The sequence below is a fragment of the Corynebacterium sp. HMSC30G07 genome, assembly GCF_001806945.1.
GTDB classification, from domain to species: domain Bacteria; phylum Actinomycetota; class Actinomycetes; order Mycobacteriales; family Mycobacteriaceae; genus Corynebacterium; species Corynebacterium riegelii.
This window is the reverse complement of the sequence record NZ_KV786454.1, coordinates 22,952-39,351: the sequence shown is the minus strand read 5'-3', so window position 1 is coordinate 39,351 and position 16,400 is coordinate 22,952. Positions and strand designations below refer to the sequence as shown.

Genomic DNA, 16,400 nt, shown 5'->3' with positions numbered 1-16,400 from the left:
GTGGATAACCCGGAAGTTATCCACACTTAATGAAAACGCGCAGGTCAGAGCGTCTTACTGGCGGTTGTATTGCGCCAGCATCTCGTTGTAGCGGCGCCACTCCTCATCGTCGTCTTCCTCCGCGCGGCGATCCACCTCACGGGTTTCCTCACGGTCTTCAGCCAACCAGGCACGGAACAACACGCCGAAGACAATCACAAGCGGGAAGGAGCCAGACGCCCAACCGATGCCGCCGCCGGCCTTCTGGTCTGCCAAGAGGTCCGGCTCCCACGGCAGCGCCAGCGAGCGGTAGAAATCCTCCGCGAGCACGGCGCTCAGCTGCATGAGGTAGATGCCCATAAACAGGTGGATCGGCATAGACACCCACAGCCAGGCAAGGCGGACCTTGGCGCTGGGGCGGCCTGGGATCTCATCAGGGCCGATCAGCTCCCAGAAGTAGAAGTAGCCAGAGACCATAAACACGCCGTTCATAATCACGTGGCCTGCGTGTTCCGAGATCATCAGCTCATACAGCGACGGGAACAGGTACATCACGTAGAAGAAAGTGACAAACTGCCCCAAGCTCAGCGGCGGGAAGGTGACCACCTTCAAGAACTTGGAGTTTTGGAAACTTTCCGCCCACAGTCGCGGGTTGAATTCACCCTCCGGGTAGGCGCGGCGAATCAGGGTCAGCGGCGCGCCAAGCACCATAAATACGGGCACGACCATGGACAGGATCATGTGCACCGTCATGTGCGCGGAGTAGGACGCCGGCATGTGCAGACCCAGGCGCGAGGACAGCGTAATCACGATGGTCACGCAGCCCGCCAGCCACCACAGGGTGCGCGAAAGCTCCCAATTCTTCACGCGTCGCACCAGGTAGAGGTAGTACACCGCCAACAGCAGGGCGATTGCACTGTAGAGCAGCTCTGGGCGCCACAGCGTCAGCCAGTTGCCCACCGTCAGCGGCTCGTAGAGGTCATAGCCCATCTTCACCTGCATCACACTGATATTGAATACCTGCGGCGGAGGCGGTGGGGTGCGCCCAAGCGTTGCCGCCAAGCCCGTAATCAGGGCCATGAGCAGCACTTCCACGGCGGCAAGACGCCCAAACGCGCGCGGGTTGGTAGCAAGCGCCGGGATGGTCTTCTGCCGATGCACAAACCCCATCAGCCCCAGCACGAAAATGCCCACAAACTTGGCAATCAGCACCCACCCGTAGTGGTACTGCGTGAGCTGCTCAGGCGAAATGCGGATCAGCGCGTTGACCACGCCAGAGACCAGCATGACAATGAAGCTCACCAGCGCGATGGTGGAGTACCTGCGCACCGCCTGCTCCATGTTTGGCCCGAGCCTGCGCCCGTGCGCCACCAGCGCCATCAGCGCGCCGACCCACAGCAGCATCCCAACCAGGTGCCAGATAAAGGAGTTAGTGCCAAAGTCATGATTGCCGCCGGAGGCAGAGTGCCCGGTCAGCGCCAGCGGCATGATGGCCAGCACCGAGCCGAGAAAAAGCGCCACCTGCGGCCACCAGGTGCGCGCCATGAACCCGCCGACAGCCACAACAGCGGCGATCGCGGCAACAATGAGCCACACCTTGGCTTCTTTGACCTGGTCAATTGCGGTAGACCACGCGCCGGGGCTAAACAGGACGTCTTTCAGGGGTTGCCCCGAAACGTCGGAAAGCACCAGCGGGATCATGATCAGTCCGAGGGCCATCATGCTTATCGACGCCCACGCTCCCACCCTCGACGCCACCACCCCATCAACCGTCAACGGCGCCCCGTTGAGGTCTTTGCCCACCTGCTTCGGCGGGATCAGAAACGCGGAGAAGAGGAACGAGCCGCTGGCCAGCGCCGACAGCATCCACGCCGCACCGCGTACCGCCGGGAGCCCGAACGTGGTTGGCCAGCCTGGGTCAGGAATACCCAACACGGCAAGCGATTCACCGGAGAACAACTGCCCCAGCGTTCCCGCAAGAATGCCCGCAAGAAGCACTGAGGTGAGGTAGAACGGCCACGCCGCCTGCACAGACCGTTTTTCACGCATGCCAACAACCCTACGTTTCCAACGTTTTCACGGCCTAACCGGCTCTTGGTGTTCTTTGTGTTTTGGCCTGCGTTACAATCCCTCGTGTACTGCCTCCATAGCTCAGTGGATTAGAGCAACCGGCTTCTACCCGGTGTGTCGCGGGTTCGAGTCCTGCTGGGGGCGCTTTTTCGCCGGCCGTTCGCCGGCTGCTCGCCGCCTGTTCGCCGACAGAATCCACGTTTGCAGCTACCTACCTGCAGCTACCAGCAGAAATTTCGCTTGGTAGCCGGGTGTAGGTAGCTGCAAACAGTCCTCACGCTGGTGCGCTGCCCCTCCACGGCATACACTTTCCACCATGGAAAGCATGGAAACCGTACAAGACGCCCGCGAGGCGCTACGTGCCGCCGAAGACGTGGAATCGCGCGCAACCGAAACAACCACATCACGGCCTTGGGCGTACATCATCCCAACTGGCGTGGTCATAGGCCTTGCGTTTGGCGCGGCACTGATGGAGCAAGTGCTCATCACATTCCTCCTCATCGCGGCCACCATCATCCTTGTTTGGGTCACGGAGACGCGTAGGAAACGCACGGTGCGCATTTCCTACAAGCAGGACATACGCCCGGACGAAGACACATGGAACTCGAAAACGTTCCTGACGTATATGGTTAGCTACACCATCATCTACGTCGGCTTCCAGTTCCTGCCGCTCGGAAACCTCGCAGTGGCAGCCGCCGCCGGAATCCTCATCGCGCTCGTCTTCATCGTGGCGGCTGGACTTACCTGGGGGCGAGTTCCTAAGTGAGCCAGCTCGACCCGGCCATCCACCCCATTACGCGCCTGAAGATCTGCGCGGCACTTGCCGCAGCCGGCGCCACTGAGGAAAACATCCGCAAGGAGATGCGCTTTGCGCAGCTGCGCGACATCGTGGACACCACTGACGCAACGCTATCCAAGCAGCTCAGCGCACTTGAAGAGCACGGGTACGTCACCCGTTTCCGCGAGTACGGTTCCAGCCGCGCGAAAGACACCGTGTGGGTCACCCTGACCAACGCGGGTCTTGCCGCGTACCGCGGCCACATGGACGCGTTGCGTTCTATCGCCGGTGAAGATCACGTGAGTGGGTAGGGTTTAGGGTTATGAGTTTCCCGGAGGCGTCGAAAAGCAACTATGCCCTGATCACTGGTGCTAGCCAAGGCATCGGTGAGGCAATGGCCCGCAAGCTGGCCGCGGGTGGTTACAACCTGATTGTCGTGGCGCGGCGCGAAAACGTGCTGATGGCGCTGGCAGAGGAGCTGGCAAGCGCGCACGGCGTGCACGTGGAGGTGTTTGCGGCGGATCTGTCGAAGGAGCGCGACGTGACCGCGCTGATTGAGCACATCCAGAACCGTGAGATCGCCATTTGCGTTAATTCTGCGGGCATTGCCAGCTTCGGCCCGTTCATGCGCCAGGACTGGAACTACGAGGTAGACCAGTTCAACCTGAACGCCACGGCGGTGTTTCGCCTGACCAAGGCGGTGCTGGACCAGATGGTGCCGCGCGGTACGGGTGCTTTGTGCAACGTGGGTTCCGCGGCCGGTAACTCCCCCATTCCGAACAACTCCACCTACGTCTTCACTAAGGCGGGTGTGAATACGTTTACAGAGTCGCTGCACTATGAGCTGAAGCCCACGGGCGTGCACTGCACGTTGCTTGCCCCAGGGCCGGTGCGCGCGGCGGAGATTCCGGAGGAGGAGCAGAGCTTTATTGACAAGCTTGTGCCCGATTTCCTGTGGACCACGTATGAGTCCTGCGCTGATGACACGTTGCGTGCGATGCGTCGCAATAAGCGTCGCGTAGTGCCGGGCCCGCTGTCGAAGGCGATGGATGTTGTGTCAACCTATGCCCCGCGCGGTTCGCTCTCGCCGCTTTTGGGTTCCTTCTACGCAAAGATGGGAGAAGAGCAGGATGCCTGAGCTTTTGCTTCGCGACGATCGCGTGGTCTGGGTCGACCTCGAAATGACCGGCCTTGACCCCTCCCGCCACGTAATTGTGGAGGTTGCCGCCCTGGTCACAGATGCCAACCTGAACATTTTGGATAGCGGCATCGACTTGGTCGTCCACGCCACTGAGGCGCAGCTTTCCCAGATGGATGACTTTGTGCGCAACATGCACTCCGAAAACGGCCTGCTGGATGAGATTCAGCGCTCCACCGTCTCCATCGAGGAAGCCGAAGAGGCGGTGCTGGAGCTGATTGCGAAGCACTGCGACCCGAACCACCCGGCGCCGCTTGCGGGCAACTCCATTGCCACGGACCGCATGTTTATCCGTGAGCAAATGCCGCGGGTAGATGCCGCGTTGCACTACCGCATGATCGACGTTTCCACGATCAAGGAGCTTTCGCGCCGCTGGTACCCGAAGACCTATCAGAACCAGCCAGATAAGGGCATGAGCCACCGTGCGCTGGCGGACATCGTTGAGTCCATCCAGGAGCTTGATTACTACCGACGCTGCGTGTTCGCCCCCACCCCCGGCCCCGACGGCGACGCGGCCAAGGCCGCCGCGAATGACGCGCACGAAGCGTACAAGCCGTACCTATGACGGACTTTTCGGCCAGGGACCTTTCGGCCGCCGAGCAACGCGACCGCGATGCGCTTGACGCTGCGAAACTGTATTACCGCGCTGGCTTAAGCCAGGCGGAGGTGGCGGCGCAGATGGGCCTGTCGCGCCCGACGGTGGCGAAGCTTCTGCAGCACGCGCGTGAGCGCGGCTTTGTGGTCATTGAAATTGTGGACCCACAGGAGGCGGGCGCGCAGGTTGGCGATCGGCTGCGTGCGCTGTTTAATCTTGATGACGTTCGCGTGGTGCATCCTCCGCAGGCGCCGAGTGGGGCGGGCGATCATCCGTCGATAGTCGATGACCTTGGCATTGCCGGCGCCCGCTTCCTGGAAGAAGTGGTGGAAGACGGCATGTCTGTAGGCGTGTCTTGGGGCAAAACCATGCTGCATGTGGCCCGCAACCTGCGCCATACGCATACCCGCGCACGCCAGATTGTGCAGCTCAAAGGCGGGTCATCGCGCTCAAATTTATCTACGAACAACTTTGAGACGATGAATTTGTTCTGCGCCGCCTTCAACGCGCCGGCGCTTGCGCTGCCGCTGCCGGTGATCTTTGACCAGGTGGAAACCAAGCACATTGTGGAGCAAGATTCCCACATTGCTGACGTGCTGAACCAAGGCCGTGAGACGGACCTGGTGGCCTTTACAGTTGGCTCTGCCCGCAAGGAATCCCTGGTGATGAACCTGGGCTATCTTTCGGACGCCATGGTGGAGCAACTCGTCGGCGTGGCCGTTGGTGATGTGTGTTCGCGGTTTTACACCCACGATGGAGCCATCGCCGCACCTGACATTGACGCGCTGACCGTAGGCATCAGCGTGGAGGACCTGCGTGCGCGTCCGCGCCGCGTGCTCATCGCTGGTGGGACGTACAAGGCGGAGGCAATTGAGACTGCGCTGTGGATGGGATTGGCTACTGACCTGGTGATTGATGAGCACACCGCCCGGCGCGTGTTGGCACTGCACGACCGCCGTAAACATTTGCAAAAATGACAATTACCATATGTTCTGAGGGTTTTCTACAATAAGAGACGCAAGAACAGGTTCACTCTCAGGAAGGCGGACATCCGCACCATGGCAAACTCCAGCCAGATTCCAACCACCCAAACCGCTCACATCGTTCCCACCGGCCCGATCGCCGAAACCATCCTGATGCCCGGCGACCCGCTGCGCGCAAAATTCATCGCAGAGACCTATCTTGAGGACGCCGTCCAGTTCAACGCCGTACGCAACATGCTCGGCTACACCGGCACCTACCAGGGCCACGAGGTTTCGGTCATGGGCTCCGGCATGGGCGTGCCGTCCATCAGCCTGTACGCCTACGAACTGATCCACTTCTTCGGCGTGAAGAAGCTGGTACGCGTCGGCTCCTGCGGCGGCTTCCAGCCAGACCTGAAGCTCTTTGACATCATCGTCGCATCGTCTGCATCCACGGATTCGCGCTTCCTGGAGCAGTACAACCTGCCGGGTACCTACGCCCCGACGGCCTCCTGGAAGCTACTTTCTGCCACCGCCGAGGAGGCGAAAAAGCAGAACGTGGACATCCACGTCGGCAACATCTTGTCCTCTGACATTTTCTACAACTTCCAAGATGACGTGAATGACCGCTGGACCCGCATGGGTGTGCTCGGCGTGGAGATGGAATCCGCTGGCCTCTACGCCACTGCTGCTGAAGCCGGCGTGGACGCACTGGGCATCTTCACCGTCTCTGACGTCATCGGCTCCGGCGAGAAGGCCACCGCCGAGCAGCGCGAGAGCGCCTTCACTCAGATGATGGAGCTGGCGCTGCCGCTGGCTGCTGTCTAAGCACGCTGCCTAAGCACGCTGCCTAGCAATCCCCACCAAGAAATTCCTGACACAGAAAGTCCGAAGCGATGACAACACAGGCCGCACAGGCGGGTCCAAACTCAGGCGCTGAAACGAAACTCAGCCCGAAGCACGCCGTGCCCATCATTTTGTTCACGTTCGTTTTCTCACTGATCATTGATAACGGCTTCAAGTTCATGACTGACCCAATGGGTGAGGCGCTTGGCTTGTCGCTCAATGAGGTCAGCCTGCAAGCCTCCCTGGCCGGTGTGATCATCGGCATCGGCGCCGTGGTCTACGCGGCGCTGGCAGACGTAGTCAGCATTCGTAAGCTGCTGCTCGTGGGCATTGTGGTCACCCTGATCGGTTCTTTGATTGGTTACTTTGGCCAGAGCTCCTGGCCGCTGGTCCTAACCGGCCGCATCATCCAGACCACCGGCCTGGCGGCTGCGGAAACGCTCTACGTTATCTACGTAACCAAGCACCTCGCACCGAAGGACCAGAAGACCTACCTGGGCTTTTCCACCGCAGCGTTTCAGGCAGCAACCCTGTTCGGTGCGCTGACCTCCGGCTACATTGCCACCCAGGTGTCCTGGACCGCGATGTTCCTCGTGCCGCTGGTGCTCGTACTCGCTATCCCGGTGATTCTGAAGACCGTGCCGGAGGAGGCATCGCTGGAGTCTGGCCACGTGGACTGGATCGGCCTCGGCCTGATTGCCGTGTTGGCAACGTCTGCCATCATGTTCATGCAGGCGTTTAACTGGTGGTGGCTGCTGCCGTGCATTGCCGCTGTGGTGTTGTTTGTCATGTACGTGAAGAACGGCAAGCGTCCGCTGGTCAACCCGGAGTTCTTCCAGAACCGCCCGTACGTCACCGCCATCATCCTGGTGTTCATTGTCTACTCGGTGCAGCTTGGGTACCTGGTGCTGTTTCCGGCAATGGCAAAGCAGGTCCACGGCCTGACCGCTGATACCGCTTCGTACTTGCTTATCCCGGGCTACACCGCCGCCATTTTGGTTGGTGTGTTCTCTGGCCAGATTGGCAAGTTCCTGCCCACCCGCCCGGCGATCTTCACCGCGCTTTCCTCCATTGTTGTCGCCCTGCTTATTGTGGCGTTCTTCATGCAAGCCGGCCCGTGGGTATTCGTGGTGTCGTCCCTGCTGTTCGCCAGCGGTTTCGCACTGCTCTACGCCCCGCTGGTGGCAACCGCTATTGGCAACATCCCGCCGGCGAAGTCCGGTATCGCCATTGGTTTCTACAACCTGACCATCAACCTGGCCGTACCGCTTGGCATTGCGTACAGCGCAAAGCTGGCGGATCTGGGCCTGCCTACCCCGAGCTTCCTGCCTGATAACGCTGGCACGTACCCCATGGTCATGCTGATCCTGGCCGCCATCGCTGTTGCCGGCACGCTGCTCTACGCCGCAATGACCGCGCGTATGAAGCAGCCCGCCTAACACCCCAAACACCACTCGCACTTTGAAGGAGAACAACTCATGACTTCACTTACTCGCAAAGATGTTGCACAGATGGTGGACCACACGCTGCTGAAGCCCGAGGCCACTCACGCCGACGTGGAGAAGCTGATAGCAGACGCCTCCCGGCTGGGCACCTTCTCCGTCTGCGTGTCGCCATCCATGCTGCCGATTCAGACGCCGGAGAACCTCAAGGTGGCCGTGGTCTGCGGCTTCCCCTCGGGCGCAGTGCCCACGGAGGCCAAGGCTGCTGAGGCCGCGTGGTGTGTGAACAACGGCGCGGATGAGGTGGACATGGTAATCAACATCGGTGCTGCCAAGGAAGGCAACTGGGATGCCGTGCGCGAGGACATCGCCGCGGTGAAGAAGGCCTGCGGTGACGCGCTGCTGAAAGTGATCATTGAGTCCGCGGTGCTTACAGACGAAGAGATCGTCAAAGCCTGCGAAGCCTCCGTTGCTGCTGGCGCGGAGTTTGTGAAGACGTCTACCGGTTTCCACCCGGCGGGTGGCGCTTCGGTGCACGCGGTGGAGTTGATGCGTCGGACCGTCGGCAAGCAACTTGGCGTTAAGGCCTCCGGTGGTATCCGTGATGTCGAAACCGCCCGCGCCATGATCGAGGCCGGCGCGTCACGCCTGGGCCTTTCCGGCACTGAGGCTGTGCTGGACGGTTGGGAGTAGGCCATGCTGCGCGAAGATTTACGCGAGCAAGCACAAACCTGGCTGGCCCACGACCCTGACCCGGAGACCCGCGCGGCACTCCAAGAGGCGCTGGACACAAACGATGAGGAGGCGCTTGCACGCGCGTTCGCCGGACCGCTGGAGTTCGGCACCGCAGGGCTGCGCGGCCCGATCGGGTTCGGCGAGTCCGCCATGAACCAGGCCGTTGTCATGCGCGCCACCGCCGGGCTCATGGCCTGGCTGAACAAGCAGGTGGACACCCCGCGTGTGGTGATTGGTTGCGACGCCCGCCACGGCTCCACCAAGTTCGCCAAAGCCGCAGCCCAGGTTGTCGCCGGCGCCGGCGGCGACGCGATGCTGCTGCCGCTGGGTGAGCCGACCCCGCTGACCTCATTTAGCGTGCGCCACCTCGACGCGGACGCCGGCATCATGGTCACCGCCTCCCACAACCCGAAGTGGGACAACGGCTACAAGGTCTACCTCGGCGGCCGCGTCGCCACAGGTGATGCCGCCGGCGTGCAGATCATCGCCCCCGCGGACAAGGAGATCGCAGCCGAGATCGCGAAAGTTCCCGGGGCCACAGAGCTTTTGCTTGCCGACGCCCACGTCAGCCCCGACCCCCGCCCCACCTACATCGAAACCGCCAAGGCGCTTGGCAAACCCGCCGCGGACATCACCATCGTCGTAACCCCCATGCATGGCGTGGGCGGACAGTTGGCGAAGGACGCACTGGGGGCGGCGGGGTTTGGGGACGTGGTGGGCGTCGATAAGCAATGGGCTCCTGACCCGGAGTTTCCAACGGTGGCCTTCCCCAACCCGGAGGAAGACGGGGCGCTCGACTTGGCCGTGGCGAAGGCGAACGAGGTGGGTGCGGACCTGATCATCGCACTCGACCCGGACGCGGACCGCTGTGCGTTGGCGGTCCCGGCGCGCGACACGGCGTCTGCCGGCACCTCGATCGGCGGCGGCTGGGTGAAGCTTTCCGGCGACGAAACTGGAGCCCTGCTCGGCGAGTACAAGGCCTCGCACGCCTCTGGCGGCGCGACGGCCTGCTCGATCGTATCCGGGCGGATGCTGGGCCAGATTGCCAAAGCGCACGGCCTGAAGCACGCCACCACACTCACCGGGTTCAAGTGGATCGGACGCACGCCTGAGCTGGTCTACGGCTATGAGGAAGCCATCGGCCACTGTGTGGACCCCGCCCACGTGCGCGACAAAGACGGCATTACCGCCGCCATCGTCGCCGCAACCGTGGTTTCTGCACTGAAGGCCCGCGGCGTGAGCGTGCTTGAGCACTTCGACGAGCTCGCCCGCACCTACGGCCTCTACCGCACGCAGCCGTTGACGTTCCGCGTGGAGGACCTGTCCCTGATCAGCGAGGCCATGCAGCGACTGCGCGCTTCGCAGCCGAGCGAACTCGCCGGTGCGGCGGTGACGGAGTACGTCGATTTGCGTGACGGCTACGGCACCACCCCCGGCACCGACGGCATCCTGATCCGCACCGAGGCCGACGACCGCGTGATCATCCGCCCAAGCGGCACCGAACCGAAGCTGAAGTGCTACCTGGAGGTGGTCATGGACGTTGATGGTGCTGGTTCTGGTTCTGGCGCTGGTACCGGTGCTGGTTCTGGTGCCGGTGCTGGCGCTGTGGACTGGGCGGCTGCCGATGCGCGCCTTGCCGCGCTTTCGGACGCCACCCGCACGTTGTGTGGCATGTAACCCACTTGCGCGCGAAGACCGCGAAGACCGTGAAGACACTGCCTCTGCGTTAGTGCGACTGGCCTGCGGTTTTTGTTTCCTTGGCCAGTCGTACTAAGGTAGGCAGAGCTGTTTGCAATTAGCGTTTATTGCTAGAGCATGACAGCGATGGTGGCTGTAGTTCAGCTGGTAGAGCACCAGGTTGTGATCCTGGGTGTCGCGGGTTCGAGCCCCGTCAGCCACCCCTAGCGCCGGCGCTCACCTTCGGGTGGGCGCCGGTTTTCGTTTCGTGCAGCGGCAGCACCGGGTTAACCGAGCATCGAGGGCACCGAGTCTGGTAGCGGCTCGCCCCAAAACACGTTTGCAGCTACCTACCTGCAGCTACCAGCGGAAATTTCGCTTGGTAGCCGGGTGTAGGTAGCTGCAAACTCTCCGCCATCCACCGCCGCCCCACTAGGCGGCTGGCCAACACCCCAAACAGCGCCACAGATATACGTTAGCCTTACCTAACTCAATAGCGTGTACGCTGTCCTCGATAGACATACCCCCACAAGAACCCGAGGACAGTGATCACAATGGCCGAGCAGGCAAATACCACGGCGCCAAGGCGCAAAGTCCGCAAGGCAAACGAAGCGACCGTGACTGGCCGCCGCCAGCTTTCCCCAGACCTGGTTCGTTTAAGCATGAACTCCCCTGCCCTGGTGGGCCGTGAGTTGGAATTTACAGACCACTACATCAAGCTGCTGTTCGTGCCGGAAGGCGCCGACTATTCATGGCCGTTTGATGCCGAGAAGGTCCGTGAGGAGCAGCCTCGCAACAAGCAGCCCGTCACCCGCACGTACACCCTGATCAACCTGGATCCGGCCACCGGTAACTTCGATGTCGACTTTGTCACGCACGGCGACGCCGGCCTGGCCGGACCATGGGCGCGCATAGCTGAGGTTGGCGAGACGTTTGGCTTCTTCGGCCCAGGCGGCGCGTGGGCTCCCACGGCTGACTACGAGCACTTCATCTTCGCCGGCGACGAGTCCGCAGCACCAGCCATCGGCGCCGGCCTGAAGCACCTGCCGGAAGGCGCGACGGCATCCGCCTACATCGAGATCGAAGCCGATGACCGCACGTTCGAACTGCCCACCCGCGAAGGTGTGAACATCCACTGGGTGACCCGCAACGGCGCGACCCACGGCACGGAGCTCTCCCGCGTTGTTCGCCAAGCCGGTGTGCCCGAAGGAAAGAAAACCGGGTGGTTTATCCACGGTGTCGCGGAAATGATTAAGGAGATGCGCCGTTTCCTTTTCGTCGAGTCAGAAATTCCACGCCAAGACGTGTCCATCTCCGGCTACTGGCGTATCGGCATGACGGAAGACCAGTGGCAGGCCTCCAAGCGCGAGTTCAACGCGCAGATCGAGGCCGAAGAGGAAAGCGCCAAGGCCTAAGCCAAGGCCCAACCCACGGCCTAAGCATTGGGGTCTTCCGAGCCGCCGGAGCGCTGTTCCCAGCGGAAGTTCCAGTACCCGAGGCCGTCGTAAGGCGAAAGGTCCCCTCCCAGCGCATTCTTCACAATGACAGGATCGCCGCGGCGGACAGTCTCCTGGAACCAGCGGGCGTTCTCCGGCGACGCGTTGATGCAGCCGTGGGACACGTTGGTGTTGCCCCACGCCCAGGCCGCCCACGGCGCGGAGTGGACGTAGATGCCGGAATAGGACATCTGGGTCGCCCAGTCCACCGGCGTAACGTAGCCGCCTTGGTCCAGGCCGAGGCCGTAGGTGCGGGAGTCCATGACGAGGCTCTCGTGCTCGTCGCCAATCACGTAGGTGCCGTTGGGGGTATCGTAGGCGCCGTCGCGACCAAGCGCGATGGGAAATGACTTCAGCACCTCACCATTGCGGGTGACAGTCAGGGTCTTCGTGGCGTTGTCAATGACGGTCTCCACTGCGTCACCGATGGTGAAGCTGATATTGATGTCGCTGGAGCCCCAGGTGCCGCCGCCGAAATCGCGACCGTAGAACTCCGCCGCAACATCCACTTCGGTGCCGGGCCCCCAGTACTCTTTCGGCCGCCAGCGCAGCTCATACGGGTCCAGCCAGAAGAAACCACCCTCGGTGTCGTTGGAGGTTGTGACGGTAATGGCGTCTTCAACCGCCTTGGTGTCCGTAATCGGCACGCTAAAGCGGAAGGTCACGGCCTGCGCCACACCAACGGTTGATCCGTCGAGGGGCCCCACAGCTGCCGTGGCTTGCCTGTCCGGGACGATGGTGCTGAACGTGGCGGTTGACGTCTTGCCGTCCACGTTTTTCGCGGTCAACGTGTATGTGCGCCCGTAGCCCATCGGCTCATCGGTGGTCCATTCGGTCTTGTCCGCATTGAATTTGGAGTCAATTTCCCGGCCCTGTTCGTTGGTCATGCTGACCTCGAGCAGTTTGCTTGCCGACGCCACCGTTACCCCATCCCACGGCTCCACCCCCGTCGCACCGTCTTTGACGGAAATGCGTGGCGGTTTAGCTGCTGCAGTGGTGGTGGCTGCGGCTCCGGTGGTCAGCGAAGTATCTGCGTCGGCGCCTTGGCTTGTGCCGGGTTCCCCAATGGTGCAAGCAGTGAGTGTGATTCCACACAGCATTAGGCCTGCTAGCCTCGCCGCAATTGCCCTGCTTCGCATTTCGCCGCCCTTCAAGCCCTTCAAACCCAAGCACCATTTGTTGTACCCATGACACGATAGCGTCAAACAGACAAAAAGTTTAAACTCGCAACACCAACACAAAAACCGTCTCTGACCAGGCGATTTCACACATAATAAACACGCTGCTATAGTCATATCCCGTTGCGCCATTAGCTCAATTGGCAGAGCAACTGACTCTTAATCAGTGGGTTCGGGGTTCGATTCCCTGATGGCGCACAAGGGCAAAGCCCCTAGCTTTTGCACAAAGGCTAGGGGCTTTTCGCTACGCTGTCCACATGACTCGTGCATTAGTAATTGTGGACGTTCAAAATGACTTCTGCCCCGGCGGCTCGCTTGCCACCGAGAAGGGCGACCAGGTAGCTGCGGGGATCGCGGAGCTTGTAGCGAACGCGAACAACGATGAGTATTCCCACATCCTTGCCACCCAGGATTGGCACATTGATCCGGGCTCACACTTTTCCGAGAACCCGGACTTTGTAGATACCTGGCCGATCCACTGCGTCGCAGATTCAGAAGGGGCCGCGCTTCGTGCGCCGCTGGACGCGCACAGCAACAAGATTGATGCCTTCTTCCGCAAGGGGGCGTTTACGGCCGCCTATTCGGGCTTTGAGGGCCGTGTAGGCGATGTTGAGGCTGGTGCCCTACTCGCGGACTATTTGCGCGCTGAGGGCATTGACACCATCGACGTGGTTGGCATCGCCACCGATCACTGCGTTCGCGCCACGGTCCTGGACGGGCTGAAGGAAGGTTTCACCGTGCGGGTGCTGCCGGAGCTTTGCTCGCCTGTCGACGCCGCACGTGGCCAAGCCGCACTCACCGAGATGCAAGTGGCCGGCGCGGAAATCGTGGACTAACCGGCAGCTTGCAGCTGCTCCATCTCGCGCATCTCAGCGGTTTGCACCGCAATCATCTCTTTCGCCATCTTCTTCAGGGGGGCGTATCCGCCGTTGTCCACTTCGCCCTGCGTCATCGCGATGACCTCGGCATGGTGGTGGTGCATCATCTCGAGAAACGCTGCTCGAAGCTCATCGCCGGAAAGGTTGCGGAACGATTCAAGCTGCGAGGGGATGAACATGCCGTTGGCAATGTGGTGGGAGTGAAGCTCCATGTCGTCTTCGATCCCCCACTCGTCGGCCCACGCGAGCATCTGCTCGTTCTCCCGCTCCTGGCCTTCCTTAATACGCTGCGCGAGGTCACGAACAGCCGGGTCTTCCACATCGGAGGCGAGCAACACATCGGACATTTCGATGGCCTGATCGTGGTGCGGGACCATCATGCCAATAAAGTGCACGTCAACGTCGTTCGGCGCGCCGTCGCTGCCAGCGCCGCCGCGGAATCGGGGAGCAACAAACAACGCCGCCAGTACAAGCAGTGCGATTGCCAGGATGGCGATGACTGCGGTGTACGGGCGGCGCGGAGAATGGTTTTTGGTCATACCTGTTGATCTTAGCGTTGAGCCAACAGGCGCTGCAGCTCCTTGAGCTCGTGCTTGCGCTTGCGGCTGTTGAAGAACTTAATGCTCAGCAACGCGGCAACACCCACTGCGATGCCACCGATAACCTTCTGCACAGTCTCATCCTGCAGAAGGTTCTTCGCCTGGCCCTTTGCGTTGTCTGCAAGCGCAGAGGGGTTTGCGCGATCTGCCAACTCATCCAAAGTGCTGGCGAGCTGGGTGCGAGTACGAGCAAGCTCGCGCTCAATGTCGTTGATGTCACGTGCCACGGGTAAAACTCCAATCAAAACTTCTCAGTACTGCGAACCACACTAATAGAAAAACGTGTAAAACGGAGAGGCATGACTGAGCAGATTCGACTTGAAGCAGGCGACACCGCCCCAGCATTCACCCTGACCAATGACCGCGGCGAGGAAGTCTCGCTGTCTGACTACGCAGGAAAGCGCGTCATTATCTACTTCTACCCCCGCGCGAACACTCCCGGCTGCACCACCGAAGCCTGCGACTTCACCAATGAGTGGTCCGCCTTTGCGGATGCTGACGTGGCAGTTGTAGGCATCTCCCCCGACAAACCAGAGGCGCTTGCAAAGTTCCGTTCTGACCACGACCTGAAGGTCGAGCTCCTCTCCGACCCGTCGAAGGACGTGCTGCGCGCATGGGGTGCGTTTGGTGAGAAGAACAACTACGGCAAAATCGTCGAAGGCGTCATTCGCTCCACATTCCTGGTAAACGACGGCAAAATCGAACAGTCCCAGTACAACGTCCGCGCCTCCGGCCACGTTGGCCGCATCCTGCGCGACTGGGGTATCTAGCCATAAGTGGTGCGCCCGGAGAGACTTGAACTCTCACGCCCTAAGGCACTGGAACCTAAATCCAGCGCGTCTGCCAATTCCGCCACGGGCGCATGCGTTAGACACTCTACACTGCTTGACCATTTTGCCCCGCACCGCACGGGGGTAAGGTGTGGGATATGAATGAACAACCAGAGCAACCGCGTCAACGTGTGCGCGTACGCGCCTGGCACATTCTCCTCCTGATCGCCGCGGTGATCACCACAATCCTGCTGGCGAACTGGCAGTGGCAGCGCTACCAATCCGGCACTGGCACCTTCCAGAACTTGGGATACGCCTTGCAGTGGCCGTTCTTCGGCGCGTTTTTTGTCTACGCGTATCGCACCGGAATCCGGATGGAGAACGAAAAGATCGACGCCATCAACGCTGGCAAAGCAATGGAAGACATGTATGAGGCCGATGTTGCCAAATACGGCGCAGACTCCTCCGCCGCCGGCCCAAAGGCGATTGATGAGTCGTTCTTGCCCGAACGCCCACACCTCGACGTTGACGAGTACAACGAGTTGTTAACGCCGCAACGCCGGCACCAACCAGACCCCGAGAAAGGTAATTCATGACGGAGTCCATTCAGGAACCCACCCAGGAGTCTCTCCAGCAGCCAGCACAGCCCCGTATCCACCCGGAGCGCCAACGCCGTGTGCGCACTGCACTGAACCTGTTCTCAGCAGCGGCTTGGCTCACCGGTGTGCTGCTGATCCTGCTGGTGATCCGCATGATCCTGGAGTACGGCTTCCACATGGATGTTGCAGCCCTGGCGTGGGTGGCACGCGTGCACGGTCTTGCGTACGTGCTGTTTTTGATGACGTCGCTAAACCTGGGCACCACCGCCCGCTGGCCAGCGGCAACCTGGGTGGTTACCGCCATTTCTGGCGTGGTGCCGTTCTTGTCGTTTGTGGTGGAAGCGAAGCGTCGTAAAGAAGTGAAGCAGACCTTCCAGCTTTAAGACGCAATACCGCAACGCCCGCCCCCGCGAAACTGTGGGAGCGGGCGTTTTTCACTTCCGCATTCAGTCTTACGTCCGGCCAGTCTTACGTCCGGCCAGCCTTACGTCCTGCCAGTCTTACGTCCTGCGTGGCTTCCCCCCCAGCGCCGCTTCCCCATCGCCGGAATGACCGGCCGGCGGACAGCGTCCAAACGCAGATATGCAGGGGAAGATAT

General features: G+C 61.1%; 18 protein-coding genes and 4 tRNA genes. 17 read left to right on the top strand and 5 right to left on the bottom strand.

Going from position 1 to position 16,400, the window contains the following annotated elements; translation table 11 throughout:
* Nucleotides 1–54: 54 nt before the first annotated feature.
* Nucleotides 55–2,028 carry a bifunctional copper resistance protein CopD/cytochrome c oxidase assembly protein gene (locus HMPREF3104_RS03405; protein WP_070494299.1) on the bottom strand — a complete coding sequence of 658 codons (1,974 nt, stop codon included), beginning with the start codon at nt 2,026–2,028 and terminating at the stop codon, nt 55–57.
* Between the two features lie 91 nt (nt 2,029–2,119).
* On the opposite strand from HMPREF3104_RS03405, the gene HMPREF3104_RS03400 reads away from it, so the two are divergent.
* The 12 genes from HMPREF3104_RS03400 (at nt 2,120) to HMPREF3104_RS03345 (ending at nt 11,697) form a co-directional block, all read left to right on the top strand.
* Nucleotides 2,120–2,193: transfer RNA gene (locus tag HMPREF3104_RS03400), tRNA-Arg, on the top strand.
* A 172-nt stretch (nt 2,194–2,365) separates the two neighbouring features.
* Entirely contained in the window at nt 2,366–2,815 is a 450-nt protein-coding gene (locus tag HMPREF3104_RS03395) for a hypothetical protein (protein ID WP_141738111.1), read from the top strand.
* Entirely contained in the window at nt 2,812–3,138 is a 327-nt protein-coding gene (locus HMPREF3104_RS03390) for a transcriptional regulator (protein WP_052203239.1), read from the top strand. The genes HMPREF3104_RS03395 and HMPREF3104_RS03390 overlap by 4 nt, the downstream gene beginning before the upstream one ends.
* 11 nt (nt 3,139–3,149) lie before the next feature.
* Nucleotides 3,150–3,965 (top strand): mycolate reductase, encoded by an 816-nt coding sequence (cmrA, locus tag HMPREF3104_RS03385; protein WP_070494295.1) that lies wholly within the window; start codon nt 3,150–3,152, stop codon nt 3,963–3,965.
* Complete coding sequence (orn, locus tag HMPREF3104_RS03380; protein WP_070494293.1) at nt 3,958–4,590, top strand: oligoribonuclease; 633 nt, start codon at nt 3,958–3,960, stop codon at nt 4,588–4,590. The genes cmrA and orn overlap by 8 nt, the downstream gene beginning before the upstream one ends.
* The gene (locus HMPREF3104_RS03375; protein WP_070494291.1) at nt 4,587–5,597 is read left to right on the top strand and encodes a sugar-binding transcriptional regulator; all 1,011 of its coding nucleotides are present in this window, start codon (nt 4,587–4,589) and stop codon (nt 5,595–5,597) included. Before orn ends, HMPREF3104_RS03375 begins: the two co-directional genes overlap by 4 nt.
* Before the next feature lie 81 nt (nt 5,598–5,678).
* Nucleotides 5,679–6,410 carry a purine-nucleoside phosphorylase gene (gene deoD, locus HMPREF3104_RS03370; protein WP_070494289.1) on the top strand — a complete coding sequence of 244 codons (732 nt, stop codon included), beginning with the start codon at nt 5,679–5,681 and terminating at the stop codon, nt 6,408–6,410.
* 68 nt (nt 6,411–6,478) lie between these two features.
* Nucleotides 6,479–7,867 (top strand): MFS transporter, encoded by a 1,389-nt coding sequence (locus HMPREF3104_RS03365; protein ID WP_070494287.1) that lies wholly within the window; start codon nt 6,479–6,481, stop codon nt 7,865–7,867.
* A 39-nt stretch (nt 7,868–7,906) separates the two neighbouring features.
* A complete protein-coding gene (deoC, locus tag HMPREF3104_RS03360; RefSeq protein ID WP_070494285.1) occupies nt 7,907–8,563 on the top strand; it encodes a deoxyribose-phosphate aldolase in 657 nt (218 codons plus the stop codon).
* A gap of 3 nt (nt 8,564–8,566) precedes the next feature.
* Nucleotides 8,567–10,282, top strand: a complete 1,716-nt coding sequence (locus HMPREF3104_RS03355; RefSeq protein ID WP_070494283.1) for a phospho-sugar mutase — start codon at nt 8,567–8,569, stop codon at nt 10,280–10,282.
* Nucleotides 10,283–10,432: 150 nt separating this feature from the next.
* Nucleotides 10,433–10,505, top strand: a tRNA-His gene (locus tag HMPREF3104_RS03350).
* 331 nt (nt 10,506–10,836) lie between these two features.
* On the top strand, nt 10,837–11,697 hold the full coding sequence (locus tag HMPREF3104_RS03345) for a siderophore-interacting protein (RefSeq protein ID WP_070494281.1): 861 nt from the start codon (nt 10,837–10,839) through the stop codon (nt 11,695–11,697).
* Between the two features lie 20 nt (nt 11,698–11,717).
* On the opposite strand, the gene HMPREF3104_RS03340 is transcribed toward HMPREF3104_RS03345, so the two are convergent.
* Entirely contained in the window at nt 11,718–12,878 is a 1,161-nt protein-coding gene (locus tag HMPREF3104_RS03340) for a L,D-transpeptidase (protein ID WP_246816339.1), read from the bottom strand.
* A 203-nt stretch (nt 12,879–13,081) separates the two neighbouring features.
* On the opposite strand from HMPREF3104_RS03340, the gene HMPREF3104_RS03335 reads away from it, so the two are divergent.
* Nucleotides 13,082–13,154: transfer RNA gene (locus HMPREF3104_RS03335), tRNA-Lys, on the top strand.
* Between the two features lie 59 nt (nt 13,155–13,213).
* Entirely contained in the window at nt 13,214–13,792 is a 579-nt protein-coding gene (locus HMPREF3104_RS03330) for an isochorismatase family protein (protein ID WP_070494279.1), read from the top strand.
* Here the strand turns inward: HMPREF3104_RS03330 and HMPREF3104_RS03325 are convergent.
* Both HMPREF3104_RS03325 and HMPREF3104_RS03320 read right to left on the bottom strand, forming a co-directional pair.
* Nucleotides 13,789–14,373 carry a DUF305 domain-containing protein gene (locus HMPREF3104_RS03325; RefSeq protein ID WP_083278904.1) on the bottom strand — a complete coding sequence of 195 codons (585 nt, stop codon included), beginning with the start codon at nt 14,371–14,373 and terminating at the stop codon, nt 13,789–13,791. The two genes, HMPREF3104_RS03330 and HMPREF3104_RS03325, sit on opposite strands and share 4 nt — an antisense overlap.
* An 11-nt stretch (nt 14,374–14,384) precedes the next feature.
* Nucleotides 14,385–14,660 (bottom strand): DUF3618 domain-containing protein, encoded by a 276-nt coding sequence (locus tag HMPREF3104_RS03320; RefSeq protein WP_070494278.1) that lies wholly within the window; start codon nt 14,658–14,660, stop codon nt 14,385–14,387.
* 72 nt (nt 14,661–14,732) lie between these two features.
* On the opposite strand from HMPREF3104_RS03320, the gene bcp reads away from it, so the two are divergent.
* Nucleotides 14,733–15,203: a thioredoxin-dependent thiol peroxidase gene (bcp, locus tag HMPREF3104_RS03315; RefSeq protein ID WP_070494276.1), complete on the top strand. Its 471-nt coding sequence runs from the start codon at nt 14,733–14,735 to the stop codon at nt 15,201–15,203.
* 7 nt (nt 15,204–15,210) lie between these two features.
* On the opposite strand, the gene HMPREF3104_RS03310 is transcribed toward bcp, so the two are convergent.
* Nucleotides 15,211–15,295 (bottom strand) — tRNA-Leu (locus HMPREF3104_RS03310).
* 66 nt (nt 15,296–15,361) lie between these two features.
* Between HMPREF3104_RS03310 and HMPREF3104_RS03305 the strand changes: the two genes are divergently transcribed.
* Nucleotides 15,362–15,799, top strand: coding sequence for a hypothetical protein (locus tag HMPREF3104_RS03305; protein ID WP_070494274.1), 438 nt, complete (start codon nt 15,362–15,364; stop codon nt 15,797–15,799).
* Complete coding sequence (locus HMPREF3104_RS03300) at nt 15,796–16,185, top strand: DUF3817 domain-containing protein (RefSeq protein ID WP_070494273.1); 390 nt, start codon at nt 15,796–15,798, stop codon at nt 16,183–16,185. The genes HMPREF3104_RS03305 and HMPREF3104_RS03300 overlap by 4 nt, the downstream gene beginning before the upstream one ends.
* Nucleotides 16,186–16,400 lie beyond the last annotated feature (215 nt).

Coding starts and splice junctions, on each gene's coding strand:
- HMPREF3104_RS03405 (WP_070494299.1), bottom strand. CDS start 2,028: ATGCGTGAAAAACGGTCTGTGCAGGCGGCGTGGCCGTTCTACCTCACC.
- HMPREF3104_RS03395 (WP_141738111.1), top strand. CDS start 2,366: ATGGAAAGCATGGAAACCGTACAAGACGCCCGCGAGGCGCTACGTGCC.
- cmrA (WP_070494295.1), top strand. CDS start 3,150: ATGAGTTTCCCGGAGGCGTCGAAAAGCAACTATGCCCTGATCACTGGT.
- orn (WP_070494293.1), top strand. CDS start 3,958: ATGCCTGAGCTTTTGCTTCGCGACGATCGCGTGGTCTGGGTCGACCTC.
- HMPREF3104_RS03375 (WP_070494291.1), top strand. CDS start 4,587: ATGACGGACTTTTCGGCCAGGGACCTTTCGGCCGCCGAGCAACGCGAC.
- deoD (WP_070494289.1), top strand. CDS start 5,679: ATGGCAAACTCCAGCCAGATTCCAACCACCCAAACCGCTCACATCGTT.
- HMPREF3104_RS03365 (WP_070494287.1), top strand. CDS start 6,479: ATGACAACACAGGCCGCACAGGCGGGTCCAAACTCAGGCGCTGAAACG.
- deoC (WP_070494285.1), top strand. CDS start 7,907: ATGACTTCACTTACTCGCAAAGATGTTGCACAGATGGTGGACCACACG.
- HMPREF3104_RS03355 (WP_070494283.1), top strand. CDS start 8,567: ATGCTGCGCGAAGATTTACGCGAGCAAGCACAAACCTGGCTGGCCCAC.
- HMPREF3104_RS03345 (WP_070494281.1), top strand. CDS start 10,837: ATGGCCGAGCAGGCAAATACCACGGCGCCAAGGCGCAAAGTCCGCAAG.
- HMPREF3104_RS03340 (WP_246816339.1), bottom strand. CDS start 12,878: ATGCTGTGTGGAATCACACTCACTGCTTGCACCATTGGGGAACCCGGC.
- HMPREF3104_RS03330 (WP_070494279.1), top strand. CDS start 13,214: ATGACTCGTGCATTAGTAATTGTGGACGTTCAAAATGACTTCTGCCCC.
- HMPREF3104_RS03325 (WP_083278904.1), bottom strand. CDS start 14,373: ATGACCAAAAACCATTCTCCGCGCCGCCCGTACACCGCAGTCATCGCC.
- bcp (WP_070494276.1), top strand. CDS start 14,733: ATGACTGAGCAGATTCGACTTGAAGCAGGCGACACCGCCCCAGCATTC.
- HMPREF3104_RS03305 (WP_070494274.1), top strand. CDS start 15,362: ATGAATGAACAACCAGAGCAACCGCGTCAACGTGTGCGCGTACGCGCC.
- HMPREF3104_RS03300 (WP_070494273.1), top strand. CDS start 15,796: ATGACGGAGTCCATTCAGGAACCCACCCAGGAGTCTCTCCAGCAGCCA.